The 17,392-nt window shown below is 70.0% G+C and carries 13 protein-coding genes; 7 read left to right on the forward strand and 6 right to left on the reverse strand.

From position 1 onward, the window contains the following. The first annotated feature begins 11 nt into the window (after window positions 1–11). Together ACGFIF_RS13615 and ACGFIF_RS13620 are read left to right on the forward strand one after the other, a co-directional pair. Complete coding sequence (locus tag ACGFIF_RS13615; RefSeq protein ID WP_393154562.1) at window positions 12–4,688, forward strand: ATP-binding cassette domain-containing protein; 4,677 nt, start codon at window positions 12–14, stop codon at window positions 4,686–4,688. Further along, a complete protein-coding gene (locus ACGFIF_RS13620) occupies window positions 4,685–5,722 on the forward strand; it encodes a prenyltransferase/squalene oxidase repeat-containing protein (protein ID WP_393154563.1) in 1,038 nt (345 codons plus the stop codon). Before ACGFIF_RS13615 ends, ACGFIF_RS13620 begins: the two co-directional genes overlap by 4 nt. Window positions 5,723–5,759: 37 nt before the next feature. Here the strand turns inward: ACGFIF_RS13620 and ACGFIF_RS13625 are convergent, their stop codons facing one another. Further along, window positions 5,760–6,143, reverse strand: a complete 384-nt coding sequence (locus tag ACGFIF_RS13625; RefSeq protein ID WP_393154564.1) for a VOC family protein — start codon at window positions 6,141–6,143, stop codon at window positions 5,760–5,762. Between the two features lie 87 nt (window positions 6,144–6,230). Next, complete coding sequence (locus ACGFIF_RS13630) at window positions 6,231–7,490, reverse strand: neutral zinc metallopeptidase (protein ID WP_393154565.1); 1,260 nt, start codon at window positions 7,488–7,490, stop codon at window positions 6,231–6,233. A gap of 87 nt (window positions 7,491–7,577) precedes the next feature. Between ACGFIF_RS13630 and ACGFIF_RS13635 the strand changes: the two genes are divergently transcribed. The 3 genes from ACGFIF_RS13635 to ACGFIF_RS13645 are packed head-to-tail and all read left to right on the forward strand — an operon-like array spanning window position 7,578 to window position 11,941. Beyond that, on the forward strand, window positions 7,578–9,269 hold the full coding sequence (locus tag ACGFIF_RS13635) for a DUF885 domain-containing protein (protein WP_393154566.1): 1,692 nt from the start codon (window positions 7,578–7,580) through the stop codon (window positions 9,267–9,269). Window positions 9,270–9,280: 11 nt separating this feature from the next. Then, on the forward strand, window positions 9,281–10,456 hold the full coding sequence (locus ACGFIF_RS13640) for a Maf family nucleotide pyrophosphatase (protein ID WP_393154567.1): 1,176 nt from the start codon (window positions 9,281–9,283) through the stop codon (window positions 10,454–10,456). A gap of 18 nt (window positions 10,457–10,474) precedes the next feature. Further along, window positions 10,475–11,941 carry a M16 family metallopeptidase gene (locus tag ACGFIF_RS13645; protein ID WP_393154568.1) on the forward strand — a complete coding sequence of 489 codons (1,467 nt, stop codon included), beginning with the start codon at window positions 10,475–10,477 and terminating at the stop codon, window positions 11,939–11,941. Here ACGFIF_RS13645 and ACGFIF_RS13650 read toward each other — a convergent pair. The 3 genes from ACGFIF_RS13650 to ACGFIF_RS13660 are packed head-to-tail and all read right to left on the reverse strand — an operon-like array spanning window position 11,938 to window position 14,087. Beyond that, window positions 11,938–12,297, reverse strand: a complete 360-nt coding sequence (locus ACGFIF_RS13650; RefSeq protein WP_393154569.1) for a hypothetical protein — start codon at window positions 12,295–12,297, stop codon at window positions 11,938–11,940. The two genes, ACGFIF_RS13645 and ACGFIF_RS13650, sit on opposite strands and share 4 nt — an antisense overlap. Before the next feature lie 9 nt (window positions 12,298–12,306). Continuing rightward, the gene (locus ACGFIF_RS13655) at window positions 12,307–12,513 is read right to left on the reverse strand and encodes an acyl-CoA carboxylase subunit epsilon (protein ID WP_393154570.1); all 207 of its coding nucleotides are present in this window, start codon (window positions 12,511–12,513) and stop codon (window positions 12,307–12,309) included. Continuing rightward, window positions 12,510–14,087, reverse strand: coding sequence for an acyl-CoA carboxylase subunit beta (locus ACGFIF_RS13660; protein ID WP_393154571.1), 1,578 nt, complete (start codon window positions 14,085–14,087; stop codon window positions 12,510–12,512). Before ACGFIF_RS13660 ends, ACGFIF_RS13655 begins: the two co-directional genes overlap by 4 nt. A gap of 92 nt (window positions 14,088–14,179) precedes the next feature. Between ACGFIF_RS13660 and ACGFIF_RS13665 the strand changes: the two genes are divergently transcribed. Further along, a complete protein-coding gene (locus ACGFIF_RS13665; RefSeq protein ID WP_393154572.1) occupies window positions 14,180–16,054 on the forward strand; it encodes a hypothetical protein in 1,875 nt (624 codons plus the stop codon). Window positions 16,055–16,172: 118 nt separating this feature from the next. On the opposite strand, the gene ACGFIF_RS13670 is transcribed toward ACGFIF_RS13665, so the two are convergent. Further along, on the reverse strand, window positions 16,173–16,676 hold the full coding sequence (locus tag ACGFIF_RS13670) for an SCP2 sterol-binding domain-containing protein (protein ID WP_393154573.1): 504 nt from the start codon (window positions 16,674–16,676) through the stop codon (window positions 16,173–16,175). Window positions 16,677–16,741: 65 nt separating this feature from the next. Here ACGFIF_RS13670 and ACGFIF_RS13675 point away from each other — a divergent pair, with 65 nt between their 5' ends. Further along, window positions 16,742–17,368, forward strand: coding sequence for a TetR/AcrR family transcriptional regulator (locus ACGFIF_RS13675; protein ID WP_393154574.1), 627 nt, complete (start codon window positions 16,742–16,744; stop codon window positions 17,366–17,368). Window positions 17,369–17,392 lie beyond the last annotated feature (24 nt).

Genomic DNA, 17,392 nt, shown 5'->3' on the forward strand with positions numbered 1-17,392 from the left:
GCGGCCGCGCGATGGTGGGAAAGCTGAAGGTTCTCGGCGCGTCCGAGCACAACCTGCTTGATGTCGACGTCACGTTCGGGCCCGGCGTGACCGCCGTCGTCGGTGTGTCCGGCTCGGGGAAGTCGTCGCTCGCGTTCGACGTCGTCTACGCCGAGGCCCGGCGCCGGTTCACCGAGTCGTTCACCCCCGGACGTCGAGGGGCACGCGTTCCGGCCGCACAGGTACGCCGCATCGAGGGCTTGGGGCCCGCGGTCGCGATTGCCCAGAACGTGCTCAACACCAACCCAGCTTCGACAGTGGCGACGTCGGTTGGCCTGCACCCGTTCCTGCGCATTCTCTACGCGCGATTCGCGGACGTCACCTGCCCGCGGTGCGAGGTGCCGGTTCGGTCGGTGTCGCGCGAAGAGCGGCTCGCGATCGCCTCGGACCTCCTCGCGACCGCGGGCAGCCTCGACGTAGAGGTCGCGGTGGTGCGCGGGCTTCGCCGCAGCCACGCGCGTCTCCTCGCCGGCCTGCGTGGCCGCTTCGACGCGGTCACGATCGACGGCCGTCCGTGGGCTGCAACCAAGTCGAGCCGCGTGCCGCGGCTTGACCCGGCGGTGCCGCACGATGTGGTCGTCCGCGTCGCCACGCTCCAGGCGGGAGCGTCGGCGGCGCACGTTCGCGCCATCCTCGAGCGCGCTGACGCGTTGGGCTCGCCCGAGGTCCGTCTCGACGGCACGCCGGTACTGCGGACGCCCATCTGCCCGAGCTGCTCGGAGTGGGTCCGGCCGCTGGAGCCGATGGCGTTTCGCGACCCGGCGGTGGACACGTCGTCGCATCGCATCGCCGGCGTGACGTTGCCCGAGTTGCTGGCTTGCCCGGTGAGCGAGGTCCTCGCGTTCGTCGAGCAACTTCCGGTCGGCCCGCGTGCGGCACGAATCGAGGATGAGCTGTTGCGGCGATTGCGGCCGCTGGTCACGTTGGGGCTCGGTCATCTCGCGCTCGACCGCCCGATGCCGACGCTGTCGCGTGGAGAGGCGCAACGGACCCGGCTCGCGGTCGTGCTCGGAGGCAGGCTCGAGGATCTTCTGCATGTCCTCGATGAGCCGACCATCGGGCTGCACCACACCGATCTCCAACGACTGCTGGATGCCATCGCATCGCTGTCCGGCCCCGTACTCATGGTCGAACACGACCGGGCCGCGATTGCGATGGCGGACGAGGTCGTCGAGATCGGCCCGGCCGGAGGCCGCGGCGGCGGCGAACTCGTCTTTCAAGGAACCCCAGCCGCGCTGTGGCGCGCCGACACCGCGTCGGGCCGCGGCTTCTCGGCGCCAAGCCGGGTCCGGCGCGCCCCGCGTCCGATCGGTGATCAGCGGATCGGCATCAGGGGTGCCAGCCTGCGCAATCTTCGCGGAGTCGACTGCGAGATCCCGCTCGGAGCCCTCACCGTCATCACCGGTCCGTCGGGAGCCGGCAAGACCACCCTCGCTCGCGACGTGGTGCTGGAGTCGATCCGAGCCCACGCGCCGATCGGCTGCGCGACGTTCGAGGCGCCGGCTGTACGCGCGATCGCTGTCGACCAGAAGCCGCTGGGCAACAACCCGCGGTCGAATCCCGCGACCTACACGAAGGTCTTCGATCGCATCCGCGAGGTGTTCGCGAACGAGACCGGGCGGTCCGCGTCGGAGTTCACGTTCAACCGAGCCGAAGGGGCCTGTCCCGAGTGCGAGGGGATGGGCGCGGTCGAGATCAGCCTGAGCTACCTCGCACCCATCTGGGTCCCGTGCGAGGCCTGCGAGGGCAGCCGTTACCGGCCCGAGGTCCTCGAAGCCACCTGGCAAGGTCGGTCGATCGCTGATGTATTGGAGTTGAGCGTCGACGAGGCGCACGCCTTGTTCGCAGAGCAACGGTCGGTGACACGCATCCTCGAGACCTTGCAGGAGGTCGGGCTCGGCTATGTCACGCTCGGGCAACCGTCGCCGAGCCTGTCAGGCGGTGAAGCGCAACGGGTTCGCCTCGCCCGCGAGGTCACCAAGGCCAAGACGGGCGACCTCGTGCTGCTCGACGAGCCCACCACGGGGCTTCACCGCGCTGACCTTGGCCGGCTCCTCACTGTGCTCGACAAACTGACGGCCAACGGCTGCACTGTGGTTGTCGTCGAACACCACGCCGACGTGATCGCCTCCGCCGACTGGCGCATCGATCTCGGCCCGGGCGGTGGTCCTGATGGCGGACGTCTGCAGCACTGCGGCCCACCCGTCGCCGAGAAACAACCAAGGGTGACGCCCCGCGCGAAGCCACGCACCGGCCGGCGCTCGAGCGACTCGATCAGCGTGCGCGGGGCCCGCGCGCACAATCTGCAGGGCGTGGATGTCGACTTCGCGAAGGGCCGATTCACCGTCGTGACGGGGGTGTCGGGTTCCGGCAAGTCGTCGTTGGTCCGCGATGTCGTCGCGGCCGAAGCAACGCGGCGCTTGCTCGAGTGCCTGTCGGTGTACGAGCGCCAGTCGGTGCGAGAGGGACCTGAAGCCCCGCTGGACTCGCTGACCGGACTGGGGCCGACGATGAGCATCGATGCCGCCGGCACGATTTTCGATTCGAGAGGGCCCGGCCTCTACGTCTGGGATGCCGCCCGAGCGACCGTCGGCCGGTCGAGCGACCTCGACCGTCTCATCGCGCTGGTCATGGCGCGCGCCGGTGTGCGCACGTGCCTCGCGTGCGGCAGCGACGACGTTCGCCGAACCTCATTGACGTCCGAAGCCGTGTGGACCTGCAGCCGTTGCGACACAGCGACGGTGCCGATCGAACCACGTCACCTCACCGGATCGCCGGCGTCCAGCTGTCCCCAATGCCTGGGACTCGGCGTTGAGCGGCAGTACGACTGGGACAAGCTGATCGTGCGGCCCGACGCACCACTCGCCCGCTGCTTCGGCGGAGGTCTGGCGTGGTTCTGTCCTGAAGTAACCGGCAGCAACGACGTGTTGCGTGCCCTCGGCGCGCGCTACCGGTTCGACCCGAGCACCAAGCCGTGGTCCGAGCTGACAGACGAAGCGCGCCACGCGGTCTTGTACGGCGACTCGTCCTGGGTCGGGCTGAACGACTGGGCTCAGCACGACTTGGGCGGCAAGGAAACGAAGGCGTTCCCGTGTCGGGAGTGCGACGGCAAACGGCTGCGCGCTCCCTACTTGGCGATTCATCTCGAGGGTCGGGACCGCAACGACCTCTACTCGGCATCGCTCGCCGAAGTCGAGGAGGTACTGGCGTCCATGGACCAACCCGACGACAGACACTCCGCCGACGCCCGCACCGTCGCCCTGCACCGCCTCGGCTTCCTGCGCTCGGTCGGGCTCGGCTACCTCCACTTGGACCGGACGACCTGGACGTTGTCCGCGGGCGAGGCCCAGCGGATCCAGCTCGCGTCGGTGGTCGGCGGCGGCCTCGTCGGCATGACCGTTCTGCTCGACGAACCGTCCCGCGGTCTGCATCCCTCAGAAGCGAGCGCGCTCGCTCGAACCCTGGCCGAGTTGCGCGACGCCGGTAACACCGTCATCGCCGTCGAACACGATCCGACGCTCATCCGCGCCGCGGACGATGTCATCGAGATCGGACCTAGGCCCGGGCGAGCGGGCGGCCGCATCATCGATCTCGACAGTGCCGAGTCGGTCACCCGGGCAGTGCGCGACGGCCGCACCTCGATGCCTCGCCGCGACCGCCGCGAACCGACAGAGTGGATGCACGTCACCGGCGCGCGGGAGAACAACCTGCGCGGCCTCGACGTGCGCATCCCGCTCGGCGTGCACGTCGGCGTGTGCGGTGTGTCGGGTTCTGGTAAGTCCTCGCTCGTCGTCGACACGATCGCCCTGGGCCTGGCGCGACCGAAGACCGACATCCCCCACCGCGGTGTGGTCCGCGTCGAACCCGGCGTTCACGACACCATGTCCGGCGCGCCCGCCCGCACCGTCGTGGTCGACCAATCGCGCGCCGAGATCACCTCACCCGGCATGTTCCTCGGGTTGATCGACGGCGTCCGACAGGCGTTCGCAAGGAGCGAAACGGCGAGCGAGCAGGGCATCACGATCAAGGATCTCGCCTATCGCTGCGATGCCTGCCGCGGCAAAGGGACCTGGCAAGAGGCCATGTCGTTCCTCCCGTCGGTGACCCAGACCTGCGAGGCGTGCGGCGGCTCCGGCTACCGCCGCGAGGTCGCCGCCCTCGTCGAGCGGGGCCGAAGCCTCGCCGAGATCGAAGCCCTCACCATCGGTGAACTCGTCGAGGAGTGGGGCGACATCGACCGGGTGCGCCGCGTCGGCGACGCCGCGATCGCGCTCGGCCTCGGCTACCTGATCGTCCGCCAGCCCGGCTGGAGTCTCTCAGGAGGCGAAGCCCAGCGGCTCAAGCTCGCCAAGGAACTCGCTCGGCCCACGAAGGTCGGCGCCCTGTACGTACTCGATGAGCCCACCGTCGGTCTGCAGGCCACCGACGTCGGCGTGCTCGTCCGCGCCCTCGACACGATCGTTGACGCCGGCAACACCGTGCTCGTCGTCGAGCACGACCCGATGTTGCTCGCCACCTGTGACTGGCTGATCGAACTCGGTCCCGGTGCAGGACCCGATGGCGGCGAGACTGTCTTCGAAGGCCCACCCGAAGAACTCGCCAAGGCCGGCACCGCAACCGCGCCCTTCCTGCTCGAGGCCCTCACATGAACACGCTGTTACTCGGAGACCCGTCCCCGTCGCTGCAATGGCGCGCGGCCGTCGAGCTGGTGGGAATCACCGAGGACGATGACGACGTACAGGCGTCGCGCACCGAGATCCGCGAGAGCGCCGCGGTCCGGTCGCTTCTCGCGCGGCTTGATGCCGCGCGCAACCGGCCCACAGCTGCCGGCTACCTGCTCTGCCAGCTCGCGTACCTCGGCTACCGGGGCCCCGAGCTGCCCGCTGCGGTCGACGCCATCTTCGCCCACCAGCAGCCGGACGGCTCGTGGCCGCTGGGGCTCGAGGACAACAGCGACCAGCCCGCACGTAAGCCCAGCCGGACAGCGCAGCCGCCATCGGCCCCAGCTGACGGCCCGCGGTTCATCACCATGCAGACGGTCGTACCTTTGCGGGGCATCGCCGCTGCGGGCTTTGCCACCGACCCTCGCGCGGAACGCGCCTACGAGTGGCTCCTCCGCGAACGCCTCCCCGACGGCTCCTGGCCGGCCGGACCCAAGGCCGACCTCGGCGGTCCCGGCCGCCCGTCGCCGCCGGAGAAGGACTACCGGCGACTCATACGAGGCGCTGGATGCCGCTCGGCGACGACCGGCGCCGCCGCCTGCTTCGCGCTGCACCCCGAACGGAGACGATCGGACGCCGCTCGCATCGGCGTCGACCATCTCCTCGCACGCGAGACGCGAGACCGATCGACCCTCGGCTGGGAAGTCTCCCGCCTGGTCGGGCTCGAGCGGGCCATGGGACAGGTCACCTTCTACGTCACCTGCGATCTCGCCTTCGTCCTCGACCTCGCCTCCCGATGCGGCGTCTCCGCTGATGACCGCCGCGTACGCGACCTCGTCAGCTGGCTCGAATCACTTCGAGGCCCGTACGGCCTCTGGGAACACCAGGCCCACCCACAGCTGTCCCGATGGCTCACCTTCGACCTCGAATGCAGCCTCCGCCGGCTGGCCGACGGCGACTGGATCGGCAACGAGGAGCCGGCCACCTTCACCCCTGACAAACGTGGCCGCCGCCGCTACTGACCAGGAGCCCAGCGGGTACTACGCGGTGACACGGGGATCAGGTGCCGCTGCCGTATGGGCGGGTGATGATCTCCAGCCAGTGCCCGTCCGGGCCCTCCCAGTAGAGGCCGCGGCCGCCGTCCCCGTTGTTGATCTCTTGTGGTTTGCGCTTGAAGGGGTCGGCCCACCACGAGCGGCCGTCGTCCCGCAAGCGTCCGAGGACGAGGTCGAACTCCTCTTCACTGACCAGGAAGGCATAGTGCTGGCCGTGGATCTCGCCCTCGGTGTCCATGAAGTCGAGGCTCGCCGCGTTGTCCAACTTCAACTCGGCGAACGGGCCGTACTCTCTCGCCTCCGGCAGACCGAGTACCTCGCTGACATCGCGAGCCGCAGCCCAACGGTCCTTCACATGCACGATCGTGTGGTTCAGCTCGACACTCATCGACTCTCCTCGCGGGCGCCGGTCTCAGGTGCCACCACTGTGCACCCCGAAACCGGTCCGCGTGAAGAGTTGCGGGGGGCAGTGCGGTCAGCTGACGTTGTTGGGGGAGGCGGTGAAGGTGTTGCAGGTGGCTGGGTTGCCGGTTTTGAAGGACTGGCCCATGAAGCGTGCCTGGCTCGCCTTGCTGCCGTGGGTGCCCTCGTTCGGTTTGTCGCCGGCGGTGACGACCCACTTGTTCCACACCTGCAGCATCAGACCGTTGATCGGGTAGCTGCGCTTGTTCACGGCGAGGAAGACACCGGCGAAGCAGTTCGCCTGCAGTTCGGTACGACGGTTCATCCGTAACCGATCGGCGTACGAGTTGGCGTCGTACTCCAGGTCGTGGGCGGCCTCCAGGATGCCGGTGAGCTCCTGGACGTGGTGGCCGTACTCGTGGGCGATCGAGCGGGAGTACCACATCCGCGAGTACGCCTTGGACTCCGCGTCCGGGTACTCCATGTAGGTCTTCACGAAGACGTCGACCTTCATGTACATCATCTGGTTCGACGGGCAGTAGAACGGCACCGAGACCGGCCCGTTGCCGCAGGGCGTGCTGGTGCTGGTGCCCGCCCAGTACGTCATCCGGGGCGCCACGAACTTGTAGCCGGCCTTCGCGACCAGCGGAGCCCAGCCGCGGTCCAGGCACGGCTTGATCGCGGCCCAGTACGCGGCCGCGTTCCGGTTGTTGGTCGGGCGGACCCGCGGCTCCCGGCAGTTCGTCGCCGCCATCTGGCCGGCCGTGTAGAGCTTGTTCTTGGCAACGACATCGATGGCCTGCGGCTCCGGCCCCTCCGTGGCCGTGCTGGTCGGCTGCTCGGTCGGCTCCGACGTGGGTTCCTCCGTCGGCTCCGAGGTCGTGGTCGGGGACGGCGTGTAGCGGCCCGAGCTGACCGGCGGGGTGTAGTCGTCGTCGGCGTTCTTCGTGACCGTGTTCCAGACGAACACACCGGAGATCGCCACCGCGAGGAGACCGAGCACCAGGACGGCGGGAGCCTTGGACTTCTTCTTCGGCCGCTGCGGTTGCCAGCCGGGCTGGAAGCCCGGTCCGCCAGGTCCACCGGGTCCGGGCGGCCCGAAGCTGGGCCCCCAGCCGAACCCCTGTCCCTGCTGCGGCGCCACCGATGCCGGCGCGTACTGCGGCTGCCCACCGTACTGCGGCTGCCCGCCGTACTGACCGGGTGGCGGACCGTAAGGACCACCCTGCGGCGGAGGACTCTGCTGGGGAGGCCCCTGCGGAGGGACCGGCTGCTGGTACGGCGGGTACGGCGGATTCTGGCCCTGCTGGCCGCCGAACGGTGTCTGGCTCAACGCCGTTCCTTTCAGTTGACAGCGGGGGCCACAGTATCGGCAGAAACAGGTCAGCCGGGCTCGGCCCCGGGAGGTAGGGTCGGCCAGGTGACAGATGCCATCACACCGAACAGCCCGATCGACCAGCTCTCCGAGCGATACCTCGAGGAGTACGTCGCGCTGTCGCCGACCGCGGCGACGTTCCTGGGGATCGAAGGTCACGACCACGAGCTGCCGGACTACACCCCGTCCGGGTTCGAGGCGCTGATCGACCTGACCCGGCGGTCCGTCGCCGAGGCCCGGGCCACCGCGACCGGCAGCCCCCGCGAGGAGGTCGCCAAGGACGCGTTCCTGGAGCGGCTCGGGCTGGAGCTGGAGTCGTACGAGGCCGGCGTTCCGCAGCACCAGCTGAACGCGATCGCCTCCGTCCCGACCGAGATCCGGCAGGTGTTCGACCTGATGCCGACCGCGACCGAGCAGGACTGGGAGACCATCGCGATCCGGCTCAACCAGGTCGGTACGACGCTGGACGGCTATCGCGAGACGCTGCTCGAGCAGGCCGGGCAGGGCCGGGTGTCGGCGGTGCGGCAGGTGAAGGACCTGGCCGACCGGATCGCCAGCTGGACCGGTGCCGACGGCGCCGACTTCTTCGCGGGGCTCGCGGCGCAGGCGCCGGACAGCCCGGTGAAGGCGACCGTGGAGGCCGCGTCCGCGTCGGCTCGGAAGGCGTACGAGCAGTTCGGCGGCTGGCTGACCGCCGAGATCGCGCCGCGCGCGCCGGAGAAGGACGCCTGCGGTCGCCAGGTGTACGAGCTTGCCTCCCGCAACTTCCTCGGTGCGACCATCGACCTGGAGGAGACCTACGCCTGGGGCTGGGACGAGCTGGCCCGGATCGAGGCGGACATGCAGGCGATCGCGGCCGACCTGAACGGCGGCGACCGCGGTATCGAGGCGACGGCCGCGATCCTGGACAACGACCCGGCCCGCAAGATCCACGGCAAGGACGCGTTCCGGGACTGGATGCAGCAGCTGGCCGACTCGGCCGTGACCGAGCTGGGCGGCACCCACTTCGACATCCCGGACGAGATCCGCACCATCCAGTGCATGATCGCGCCGACCTCGGACGGCTCGATCTACTACACACCGCCGACCGAGGACCTGACCACCCGGCCCGGCCGGATGTGGTGGGCGGTGCCGAACGGCGTCGAGGACTTCGCCACCTGGCGCGAGGTCACCACCGTCTACCACGAGGGTGTGCCCGGCCATCACCTCCAGTGCGCGCAGACGATGCTGCGCACCGACCTGCTGAACCGGTGGCAGCGGATCGCCTGCTGGGTCTCCGGCCACGGCGAGGGCTGGGCCCTGTACGCCGAGCGGCTGATGGAGGACCTGGGTTACCTCGAGGATCCCGGAGCGCGGTTCGGCATGCTGGACGCGCAGGGCTTCCGGGCGGCGCGGGTGATCATCGACATCGGCATGCACCTGGAGCTGGAGATCCCGCGGGACAACCCGTTCGGCTGGCGCCCGGGTGAGCGCTGGAACGCCGAGCTCGGGTTCGAGTTCCTCCGGGCGCACTGCCGGATGGAGACCGAGTTCCTGCGCGCCGAGCTCAACCGCTATCTCGGCTGGCCCGGGCAGGCGCCGTCGTACAAGGTCGGCGAGCGGATCTGGCTGCAGGCGCGGGATGAAGCCAAGCACCGGAAGGGATCCGCGTTCGACCTGCGCGCGTTCCACTCCGACGCGCTGAACCTGGGCTCGATCGGGCTCGACCCGCTCCGTCGCGCCCTCGCGAAGCTGTGAGCGTCCGGTTCGTGCTCGCGTCGGCATCGCCGGCGCGGCTGAAGACGTTGCGCGGCGCCGGGGTCGAGCCGGAGGTGATCGTCTCCGGTGTCGACGAGGACGACATCACCGCGGAGAGCCCGGGTGAACTCGCCCGCCTGCTGGCGACGCTGAAGGCCCGGGCCGTGGTCGCCAGTCTGACCGAGCACGCGACCGTGCTCGGCTGCGACTCGGTGCTCGAGATCGACGGTGTCGCCTACGGCAAACCCGGTACGCCGGAAGCCGCGCGGGACCGGCTCCGGTCGATGCGCGGCCGGACCGGCGTACTGCACACCGGTCATTGCCTGATCGACACCAACGCGAAGCAGGAACTGCGCGAGCTCGAGTCGACCACGGTGTACTTCGCCGACCTCACCGACGAGGAGATCGACGCGTACGTCGCCACCGGAGAACCGCTCGTGGTGGCCGGCTCGTTCACCGTCGACGGGTTCGGCGGCCCGTTCGTCACCGGGATCGAGGGCGACTACCACAACGTGGTCGGACTCTCACTGCCGTTGCTGCGCCGGATGCTGGCCGAGGTCGGCATCAGCTGGCCGGCGCTCTGGCAGTCGTCCCCACGGATCGAGTACGACGAAACCGAAGCCGCGAGGTACGACGACACCCGCGGCGGACCCGAGCGCGCCCAGGCCGCCGCGGCGGCGGTCGACTCGCTGCTGACGAAGAGCGGTCGCGTTCTCGAGCTCGCCGTCGGCACCGGTATCGTCGGCGCCGAGCTCGTTGCCCGCGGCAACCTCGTGCACGGGGTCGACCTGTCCACCGCGATGCTCCGGCACGCCCGGGTCCGGCTGCCCGGACACGTCGCGGCCGCCGACGCGGCCCGGCTGCCGATCGCCGACCGCCGCTGTGACGCGGTCGTCGCCGTCTGGCTGCTGCACCTGCTCGACGACAGCGAACCGATCATCGCCGAGGTCGCCCGCGTCCTCCGCCCCGGCGGCGTCTTCATCACCACCACCGAGAAATCCGACGCCGGCCGCTACGCGGACGGTCGCTCTCCGAACGACACCCGCTCCCAGGACGCCCTGTCGCTGCTCGTCGCCACGGCCGCCCGTCACGGCCTCACCCTGGACGCCGCCACCACCTTCGCCGGCCCACCCCGCAACACCGACCAGTCCCCGCTCTACCCACTGGTCCGCTTCCGCCGGACCTGACCGGCTACCGTTCGCCTCGTGAGTGAGTACATCGACGGCGTCCGGGTGTTGCGGCACAGCGGTACGCAGAGCCACACCGACGTCACTTTGACCTTCGCTGTCGGCTCTCGGGACGAGACGTTGCGCACCGTCGGGGTCGCGCACGTGCTCGAGCACCTGGTGATGCACGCCGTCCGTGGGTTGCCGATCGAGATGAACGCCGAGGTTGACCTGCTGACGACCACATTCGTCGCGTCCGGGTCCGCTGCGCGGGTCGGTGAGTTCCTGAGCGGGTTGTGTCGTGCTCTCGCCGAGCCGCCGGTCGATCGGCTGGCGGTGGAGGTCGGTGTGCTCGCGGCCGAGGATGGTCAGGTCGCGCATCCGGTCGTCGCACAGTTGCTGAACGTGCGATACGGCGCCAAGGGAGCCGGACTGGCCTGGCTGGAAGGGCCTGGGTACGACGGCCTGACGCCGGAGCACGTCATCGCTTTCGCCCGGACGTGGTTCGTCCCGTCGAACGCCGTACTGCAGGTGACCGGTCCGTTGCCGGACGACCTTCGGCTCGAGCTGCCCAGCGGTTCCGCGCCGACCCGGGTTCATCCGGCCGGCCGGTCCTTCGACGGTCCGACCGTGGTCGGGTACGGCATGCCCGCGGCCGGTGTCCTGCTCACGCTGCCGCCGGACGACGCCGTCCGGCTGTCCACTCTGACGATCGACGTACTGCGGAAGCGGGTCGAGGAGGAGTGCCGTCACGTCGGCGGGCACAGCTACGACATCGGCGCCGATCTGCACCCCGGTCCGGGTGGGAGCAGCGACTGGGTGGTGTACGCCGAGGCCAGGGAGGGCAGCGAGGAGGCGGTCGCGCGTGCGTTCGTCGAGGCGCTGACCGACCTCGCCGAGAATGGTCCGACCGAGGCGGAGCTCGCCTACCAGATCGCTCGCTGTCAGGAACGACTCGACGCCGACGAGCCCGAGCTCCGCCGTGCCTTCAGCAACACGATGGGCCGGATGTTCGGTGAACCCGAACTCGAACCGGTCGACCGGGAGCGGCTGGCCGGACTGCAGCCGTCCGACGTGGCCGCCGTACTGAAGGCCGCGCTGCCGACCGCGATCGGCTACGCCTACGAGGACAACCTGGAGAGCTGGGAGCCGGCCGGCTTCCGCCAGGGAACGCTCTGCCCGGTGATCTCCGAGCTGCCACCCGGACGGACGTTCAAGCCGCCCTTCACGGCGCGGGCCTTCGTCAAGGAAGCCCGCTCGATGCTCTGGGTGCGAACCGACACAGCGCTGGTACTGCGTGACGACGACGGAGTGCACGAGATCCGCTGGGACGAGATCGCCGGCGTGATGCGAACCGGCGACGGCACGACGATCGTCCTGGGTCTGAACGGCTGTGCGATCCCGGTCGACGCCGACATGTTCCGCGGCGCCGGGGCCCTGCTCAGCGAACTCACCGACCGAGTCCCGCAGGAGCTCTGGTTCGACGAGACGAAGCTCGACGCCTAGGCGGTCAGGCCCGACTTCTTGTCGAGCAGTTGCAGCAGGTCGTGCGCGGCCAGTTCGACGGCCTTATGGCGCCACTCGGAGGCGCGGTACACGGAGGCGATCAGGGCGGTGCGGTGGATCCGGCGGAAGTCGCCGATGACGAAGCCGTACCGGGCCTTGGTCTCGTCCGACGGGCCGACGGTGAGGCCGAGGTGCCAGGCGGCGTACTCCTCCCAGCTGTGGTTCTCCAGGTACGCGTTCTGGTCGTCCGCCCGGGGCTGCACCTCACCCCAGTCGCTGTCCAGCACGTACTGCCGCCCATCGATCAGCCGCTTCGCCTGCTCGACGGCCGTCTTGTTGACCTCGTATTTGGCCATACCTCAGTGTCACGGATGAGCGGACGCGCGCCAACGACCCGGGCCGGGGTGGAAGGGTTGCCGGGCGTTGCGCCAGTACGTGGCCCAGTTGCTGGCCCGGTCGGGCTCGGTCGGTACGGCGGCTGCCGCCGAGCGGGCCGCGACGACGGCGACCAGGGCGGCGAGTTCCTCCGGTGTCGGGTCGCCTTTGACGACCTGCAGGATCGGTTCGCTCACAGTGGGATGTTCCCATGCTTCTTGGGCGGCAGGGTGTCGCGCTTGGTGCGGAGCAGGCGGAGCGCGCGGACGATCTCGGCGCGGGTCTCACTCGGCTTGATGACCGCGTCGATGTAGCCGCGCTCGGCCGCGACGTACGGGTTGGCCAGGTGGTCCTCGTACTCGGTGATCAGCTGCTGGCGGCGTGTCTCGCCGTCGTCCGCGGCGGCCAGCTCCCGGCGGTACAGGATGTTGACCGCGCCCTGCGCGCCCATCACCGCGATCTGTGCGGTCGGCCAGGCGATGTTCATGTCCGCGCCGAGGTGCTTCGAGCCCATCACGTCGTACGCGCCGCCGTAGGCCTTGCGGGTGATCACGGTGATCATCGGCACGGTCGCCTCGGCGTAGGCGTAGATCAGCTTGGCGCCTCGGCGGATGATGCCGTTCCACTCCTGGTCGGTGCCGGGCAGGAACCCGGGCACGTCGACGAAGGTCAGGATCGGCAGGTTGAACGCGTCGCAGGTACGGACGAACCGGGCCGCCTTCTCGGACGCGTCGATGTCCAGGGTGCCGGCGAACTGCATCGGCTGGTTCGCCACCACCCCGACCGGGCGGCCCTCGACCCGGCCGAACCCGACGATCATGTTCGGCGCGAACAGCGTCTGCACCTCGAGGAAGTCGCCCTCGTCCAGCACCGCCTCGATCGCGGTGTGCATGTCGTACGGCTGGTTCGGCGAGTCCGGGATCAGCGTGTCCAGGGCCAGATCGGTCTCACTGACCTCCAGATCGGCGTCGAAGTCGTAGACCGGCGGGTCCTCCAGGTTGTTCTGCGGCAGATGACCGACCAGCGCCTTCACCCACTCGATCGCGTCCTCCTCGTCACTGCCGAGGTAGTGCGCGTTGCCGGACTTGGTGTTGTGCGTCCGGGCGCCGCCGAGCTCCTCCTGGGTGACGTCCTCGCCGGTGACGGTCTTGATCACGTCCGGACCGGTGATGAACATGTACGACGACTCGTCCACCATCACGGTGAAGTCGGTGACCGCGGGGGAGTAGACCGCGCCGCCGGCACACGGGCCCATGATCAGCGAGATCTGCGGGATCACCCCGGACGCACGGACGTTGCGGCGGAAGATCTCGCCGTACAGGCCGAGACTGACCACGCCCTCCTGGATCCGGGCGCCGCCGGAGTCGTTGATGCCGATCAGCGGGCAGCCGATCTTCATCGCCAGGTCCATCACCTTGACGATCTTCTCGCCGAACACCTCACCGAGGCTGCCGCCGAAGACGGTGAAGTCCTGGGCGAACACGCACACCTGGCGGCCGTCGATGGTGCCGAACCCGGTCACCACGCCGTCGCCGTACGGGCGGTTGGCGTCCAGGCCGAAGGCGGTCGACCGGTGCCGGGCGAACTCGTCCAGCTCGGAGAAGGAGCCCTCGTCCAGCAGCAGCGCGATCCGCTCGCGGGCGGTCTTCTTCCCGCGGGCGTGCTGCTTCTCCACCGCACGCTCCGATCCGGCGTGCACAGCCTCGTCGAGCCGCTGCTCGAGGTCCGCGATCTTCCCGGCGGTGGTGTGGATGTTCACGGTCTCTCCCATAATCGGGCAGCCTAACTGTGTGTGCGTCGTACCGTGCTGTGACGTCCGCCGCAACGCCGGGACTGGACCTCGTCGCCGGTAGGTTGCGCTCCGTGGCTGACCCGGCTGTCAACGACCTCATCCGCACGCTCAACCAGCTCGTCGTCAACGACACCGGCGGCCGGTCCCTGGCGACCGGCGACCAGGTGCCCGGCGTGACGCTCACCACCGAGGCGCAGCTCAGGCTGCTCGCGGACAACCTCGACATCCCGGCGAGGCTCGCGCCGAGCCCCGCGGCGGTGCTCAATCGAGGCTCAGGTGAGGCGTACGACCAGCGGGTGGCCATCCGGGCGGCTTTGACGGAGGCGGTGGCGAGTTGCGCCAACACTCTGGAGCCCAGGCGCCCGCTGCCGGAACCGGCTGACCGCGACCATCGCGACCGTCTCGGGACGGCGCTGAGCAGGGCTTATGCCGCGGCGGCGACACCGCGGCTGGCTCCGCGGCTCATCCCGAACGGGCGGCCGGACGACCTCGGGGTCTTCGCGCCGCCGGTGCTGGAGGGGGATGTGGCGGCTGCGCGGGCGCTCGCGCTCGCGATCGGCGCCCGGCTCGACCGGCGCGACGAGGACGTGCTGGCCGCGCTCGTGGGCGCCGGCCGCGGTGCGGCGGCCCCAACCGCCGCTCGCCTGGTGCTGGACACGAAGCCCGGCTTCGCGACGCTGCCGGGGCCCGAGCAGGACGCGGCTGTGCGGCTGTTCGCGCAGCGGCTGGAATCGGGCTTCGCGTCACGCGAGCCGCGGGCGGCCGCGGCGCGCGAACTGACCGAGGAGGTGGAGAACCGGCGCCAGGACATCGCCGGGGGAGCGACCGCGGTCGACACCCCGAGCAAGCTGGCCGCTGACGAGATTCAGAAGCTCCACGCCTTCCTGGACCGCCTGCCGGACTGGCATCCGGCCAACCAGGCCCGAGCGGCCGCGCGTGCGACGCAGGAGCGGCCTGAGTCCGTCGACCAGCTGGTACGGCGGATCGAGCGGACCGTCGGTGAGCTGACCGGCGCGCGTCAGACCCTGTGGAACGACGAGATCAAGCCGCAAACGGGTCAGTCCCCGGACCGGACGCTCCGCCTGACCGAGCAACAGGCGTTGGCCCTGCGGCAGCTGACCGAGAACGGCACGGCCGGTCCGCTCGCGCCTGAGCAGCTCACTGCCGCGCGGGAGGGGATCCTGGCAGCCACCACGTCGTACGCGCGGTGGGCCGTGCCGGACGACTACACCTGGCGGCACGAGCAAGCGGCCGCCGCCGTGGCGCCGCGGTTCGCCACGCTCGAGCAGGCAGTCAGTACGGCGTTCGCCGAGGACAACTTCAACGAGATCGTCGATCGGACCTTGCCGGCCGACCTCGCGAAGCAGGTCAGGCTGCCTTCGGCGCCGCGTCTGGACGAGACGTTTGCGCCGGCCGCGCGCGGGCTCGCGAACGCCATCGATACGGCCACGGGGCGAGCGGAGGGCGAGACGTTGCGCCGGTTGGCGGGTGAAGGGCGGGCCGGGATCGCTGTGGCGGCGGCGGAAGCGGTTGTCGCCGACTCCGACATTCCGAACGTGGAGCGGTCGTTCGCCGTCCGGATGATCGCCGAGGAGATCGACACGAAGTTCGACGAGTTGCCGGCCCAGCTGGAGTCCTGGAGCGCGGGCGAGCCGACGGGGATGTGGGACCGGGACGTGGATGATCCGCACGTCTACGGGCAGCAGGTCGGGCGGTCGGCCGAGCGGATGGCCGAGATCTACGGGGAGGACCCGGGGCTGGCCCAGCGGGAGTCGGTCGCGGCCGACCGGACGGCCGCGCAGCACGACTCCGTGGTCAGGTTCGCTCCCGGCCATGACCCGGCGTCCGCCGGCTTCGGCGGGGTCAAGGCGCCGGCCAACTCGCCCGCGGCGAGCCAGTCGGCCACCCCCGAGCAGCCCAGGCCGCGCGGTCTCGAAGGGCGCTGAGCAGACCCGCGCCGGCGCCGCGAGTCGGGCCGGGCCGATCGCCGCCTCAGGTCGGGCCGACCGTCCAGGCAGGGCCGACGCTTCAGGCCGGGCCGACGGTCCAGGGCGGGCCGACGGTTCAGGCAGGGCCGACGGCGAAGATCTTGGTGAGGCGGGCGGCCAGCGCGAGGTCGCCGCGAACCGAGAGGCGTTGTTTGAGGACGGCCAGGACCGGGTCCTCGTTGCCGGTGACGACCCGCAGCAGCGTGGCCGGGTCGGTGCGGATGGAGATGTCGGCGTCCTCGGGCTGATCGTCGAGCAGCGTGCAGCGTCCGTCGCTGATCCGGATCCAGAACTCGTCCACGTCACCGGACGGATCTCCACCATTGGCCCGACCTCCACCCGGCCCCGCCCCCGTGATCTGCCAGGCGACGACTGCGTCGAACCCGGCAGCCCGGGCCGGTCGGAGGTACTCCGGCATCCGGCGAAAGATCTCGCGCAACGCGATCTCCCGCACGCCCCCGATGAGCCGATGCCGAAGCTCCCGCTCCGACGTCCGGTCGACCAGCCGGGCCAGCTCGCTCGCGTCCAGGGACGTCAAGCCCACCGACTCCAGCCACCCGGCAGTGCCTCGTTCGGTCACTCGACCACCCCCGGGCAGTTCCTACCAGACCGTAGGAATTTCCTACGATGAGGTAGGTTTGTCAAGTGGTGGAGGACGGAGAACCGCGCCGCCGGGCGGCCCATCTGGGACCGGAGCGCCGGCGCCCGATGATCCTCGACGCTGCCCTGGAGGTCTTCTCCGAGAACGGCTACGCCGGTACGACGATGCAGTCGGTCGCCGATGCCGCCGGAGTGACCAAGCCGGTCGTCTACGACTGCTTCGCCAACCGCGACGAGCTGCTGCTGGCCCTGCTCGCCCGCGAGGAGCAGCACCTGGTCATCACGATCGTCGCCGCGCTGCCGGCCGATCCGAGCGTCGGCACCCCCGAGGAGCATGTTCTCGACGGCCTGACCGCCTTTCTCACCACCGCCGCGAAGCATCCGCAGTCCTGGCGGATCGTCTTCGGTGCCCAGTACGGTGCCGCGCCGGCCGTGGCCGAGCGGGTCCGGGCCGCCCGCGCGTTCCTGGTCGAGGGCCTGCGGCTGACCTTGCTGAAATCGTTGCCCGGCGTCACCGATCCGGACGCGAACCTGCCGGTCCTGGCCGAGTTGCTCGCGTCGATGACCGAGGCCTGCGCCCGGATGCTCGTGGTCGACGGCACCGACCGCACTCCCGCAGAGTTGGCCAAGGTCGTGTCCCAGGTCGTCGGCGGCGGGTTCGGCAACGTCTGAGCGTCGTACTGAGAAGTAGCTGGA

The organism is Kribbella sp. NPDC049174, assembly GCF_043197365.1.
Taxonomy (GTDB): Bacteria; Actinomycetota; Actinomycetes; order Propionibacteriales; family Kribbellaceae; genus Kribbella.

Bases quoted from the DNA above. Each gene is read 5' to 3' on its own strand.
- ACGFIF_RS13615 (WP_393154562.1), top strand. From the start codon at position 12: ATGGTGGGAAAGCTGAAGGTTCTCGGCGCGTCCGAGCACAACCTGCTT.
- ACGFIF_RS13620 (WP_393154563.1), top strand. From the start codon at position 4,685: ATGAACACGCTGTTACTCGGAGACCCGTCCCCGTCGCTGCAATGGCGC.
- ACGFIF_RS13625 (WP_393154564.1), bottom strand. From the start codon at position 6,143: ATGAGTGTCGAGCTGAACCACACGATCGTGCATGTGAAGGACCGTTGG.
- ACGFIF_RS13650 (WP_393154569.1), bottom strand. From the start codon at position 12,297: ATGGCCAAATACGAGGTCAACAAGACGGCCGTCGAGCAGGCGAAGCGG.
- ACGFIF_RS13660 (WP_393154571.1), bottom strand. From the start codon at position 14,087: ATGGGAGAGACCGTGAACATCCACACCACCGCCGGGAAGATCGCGGAC.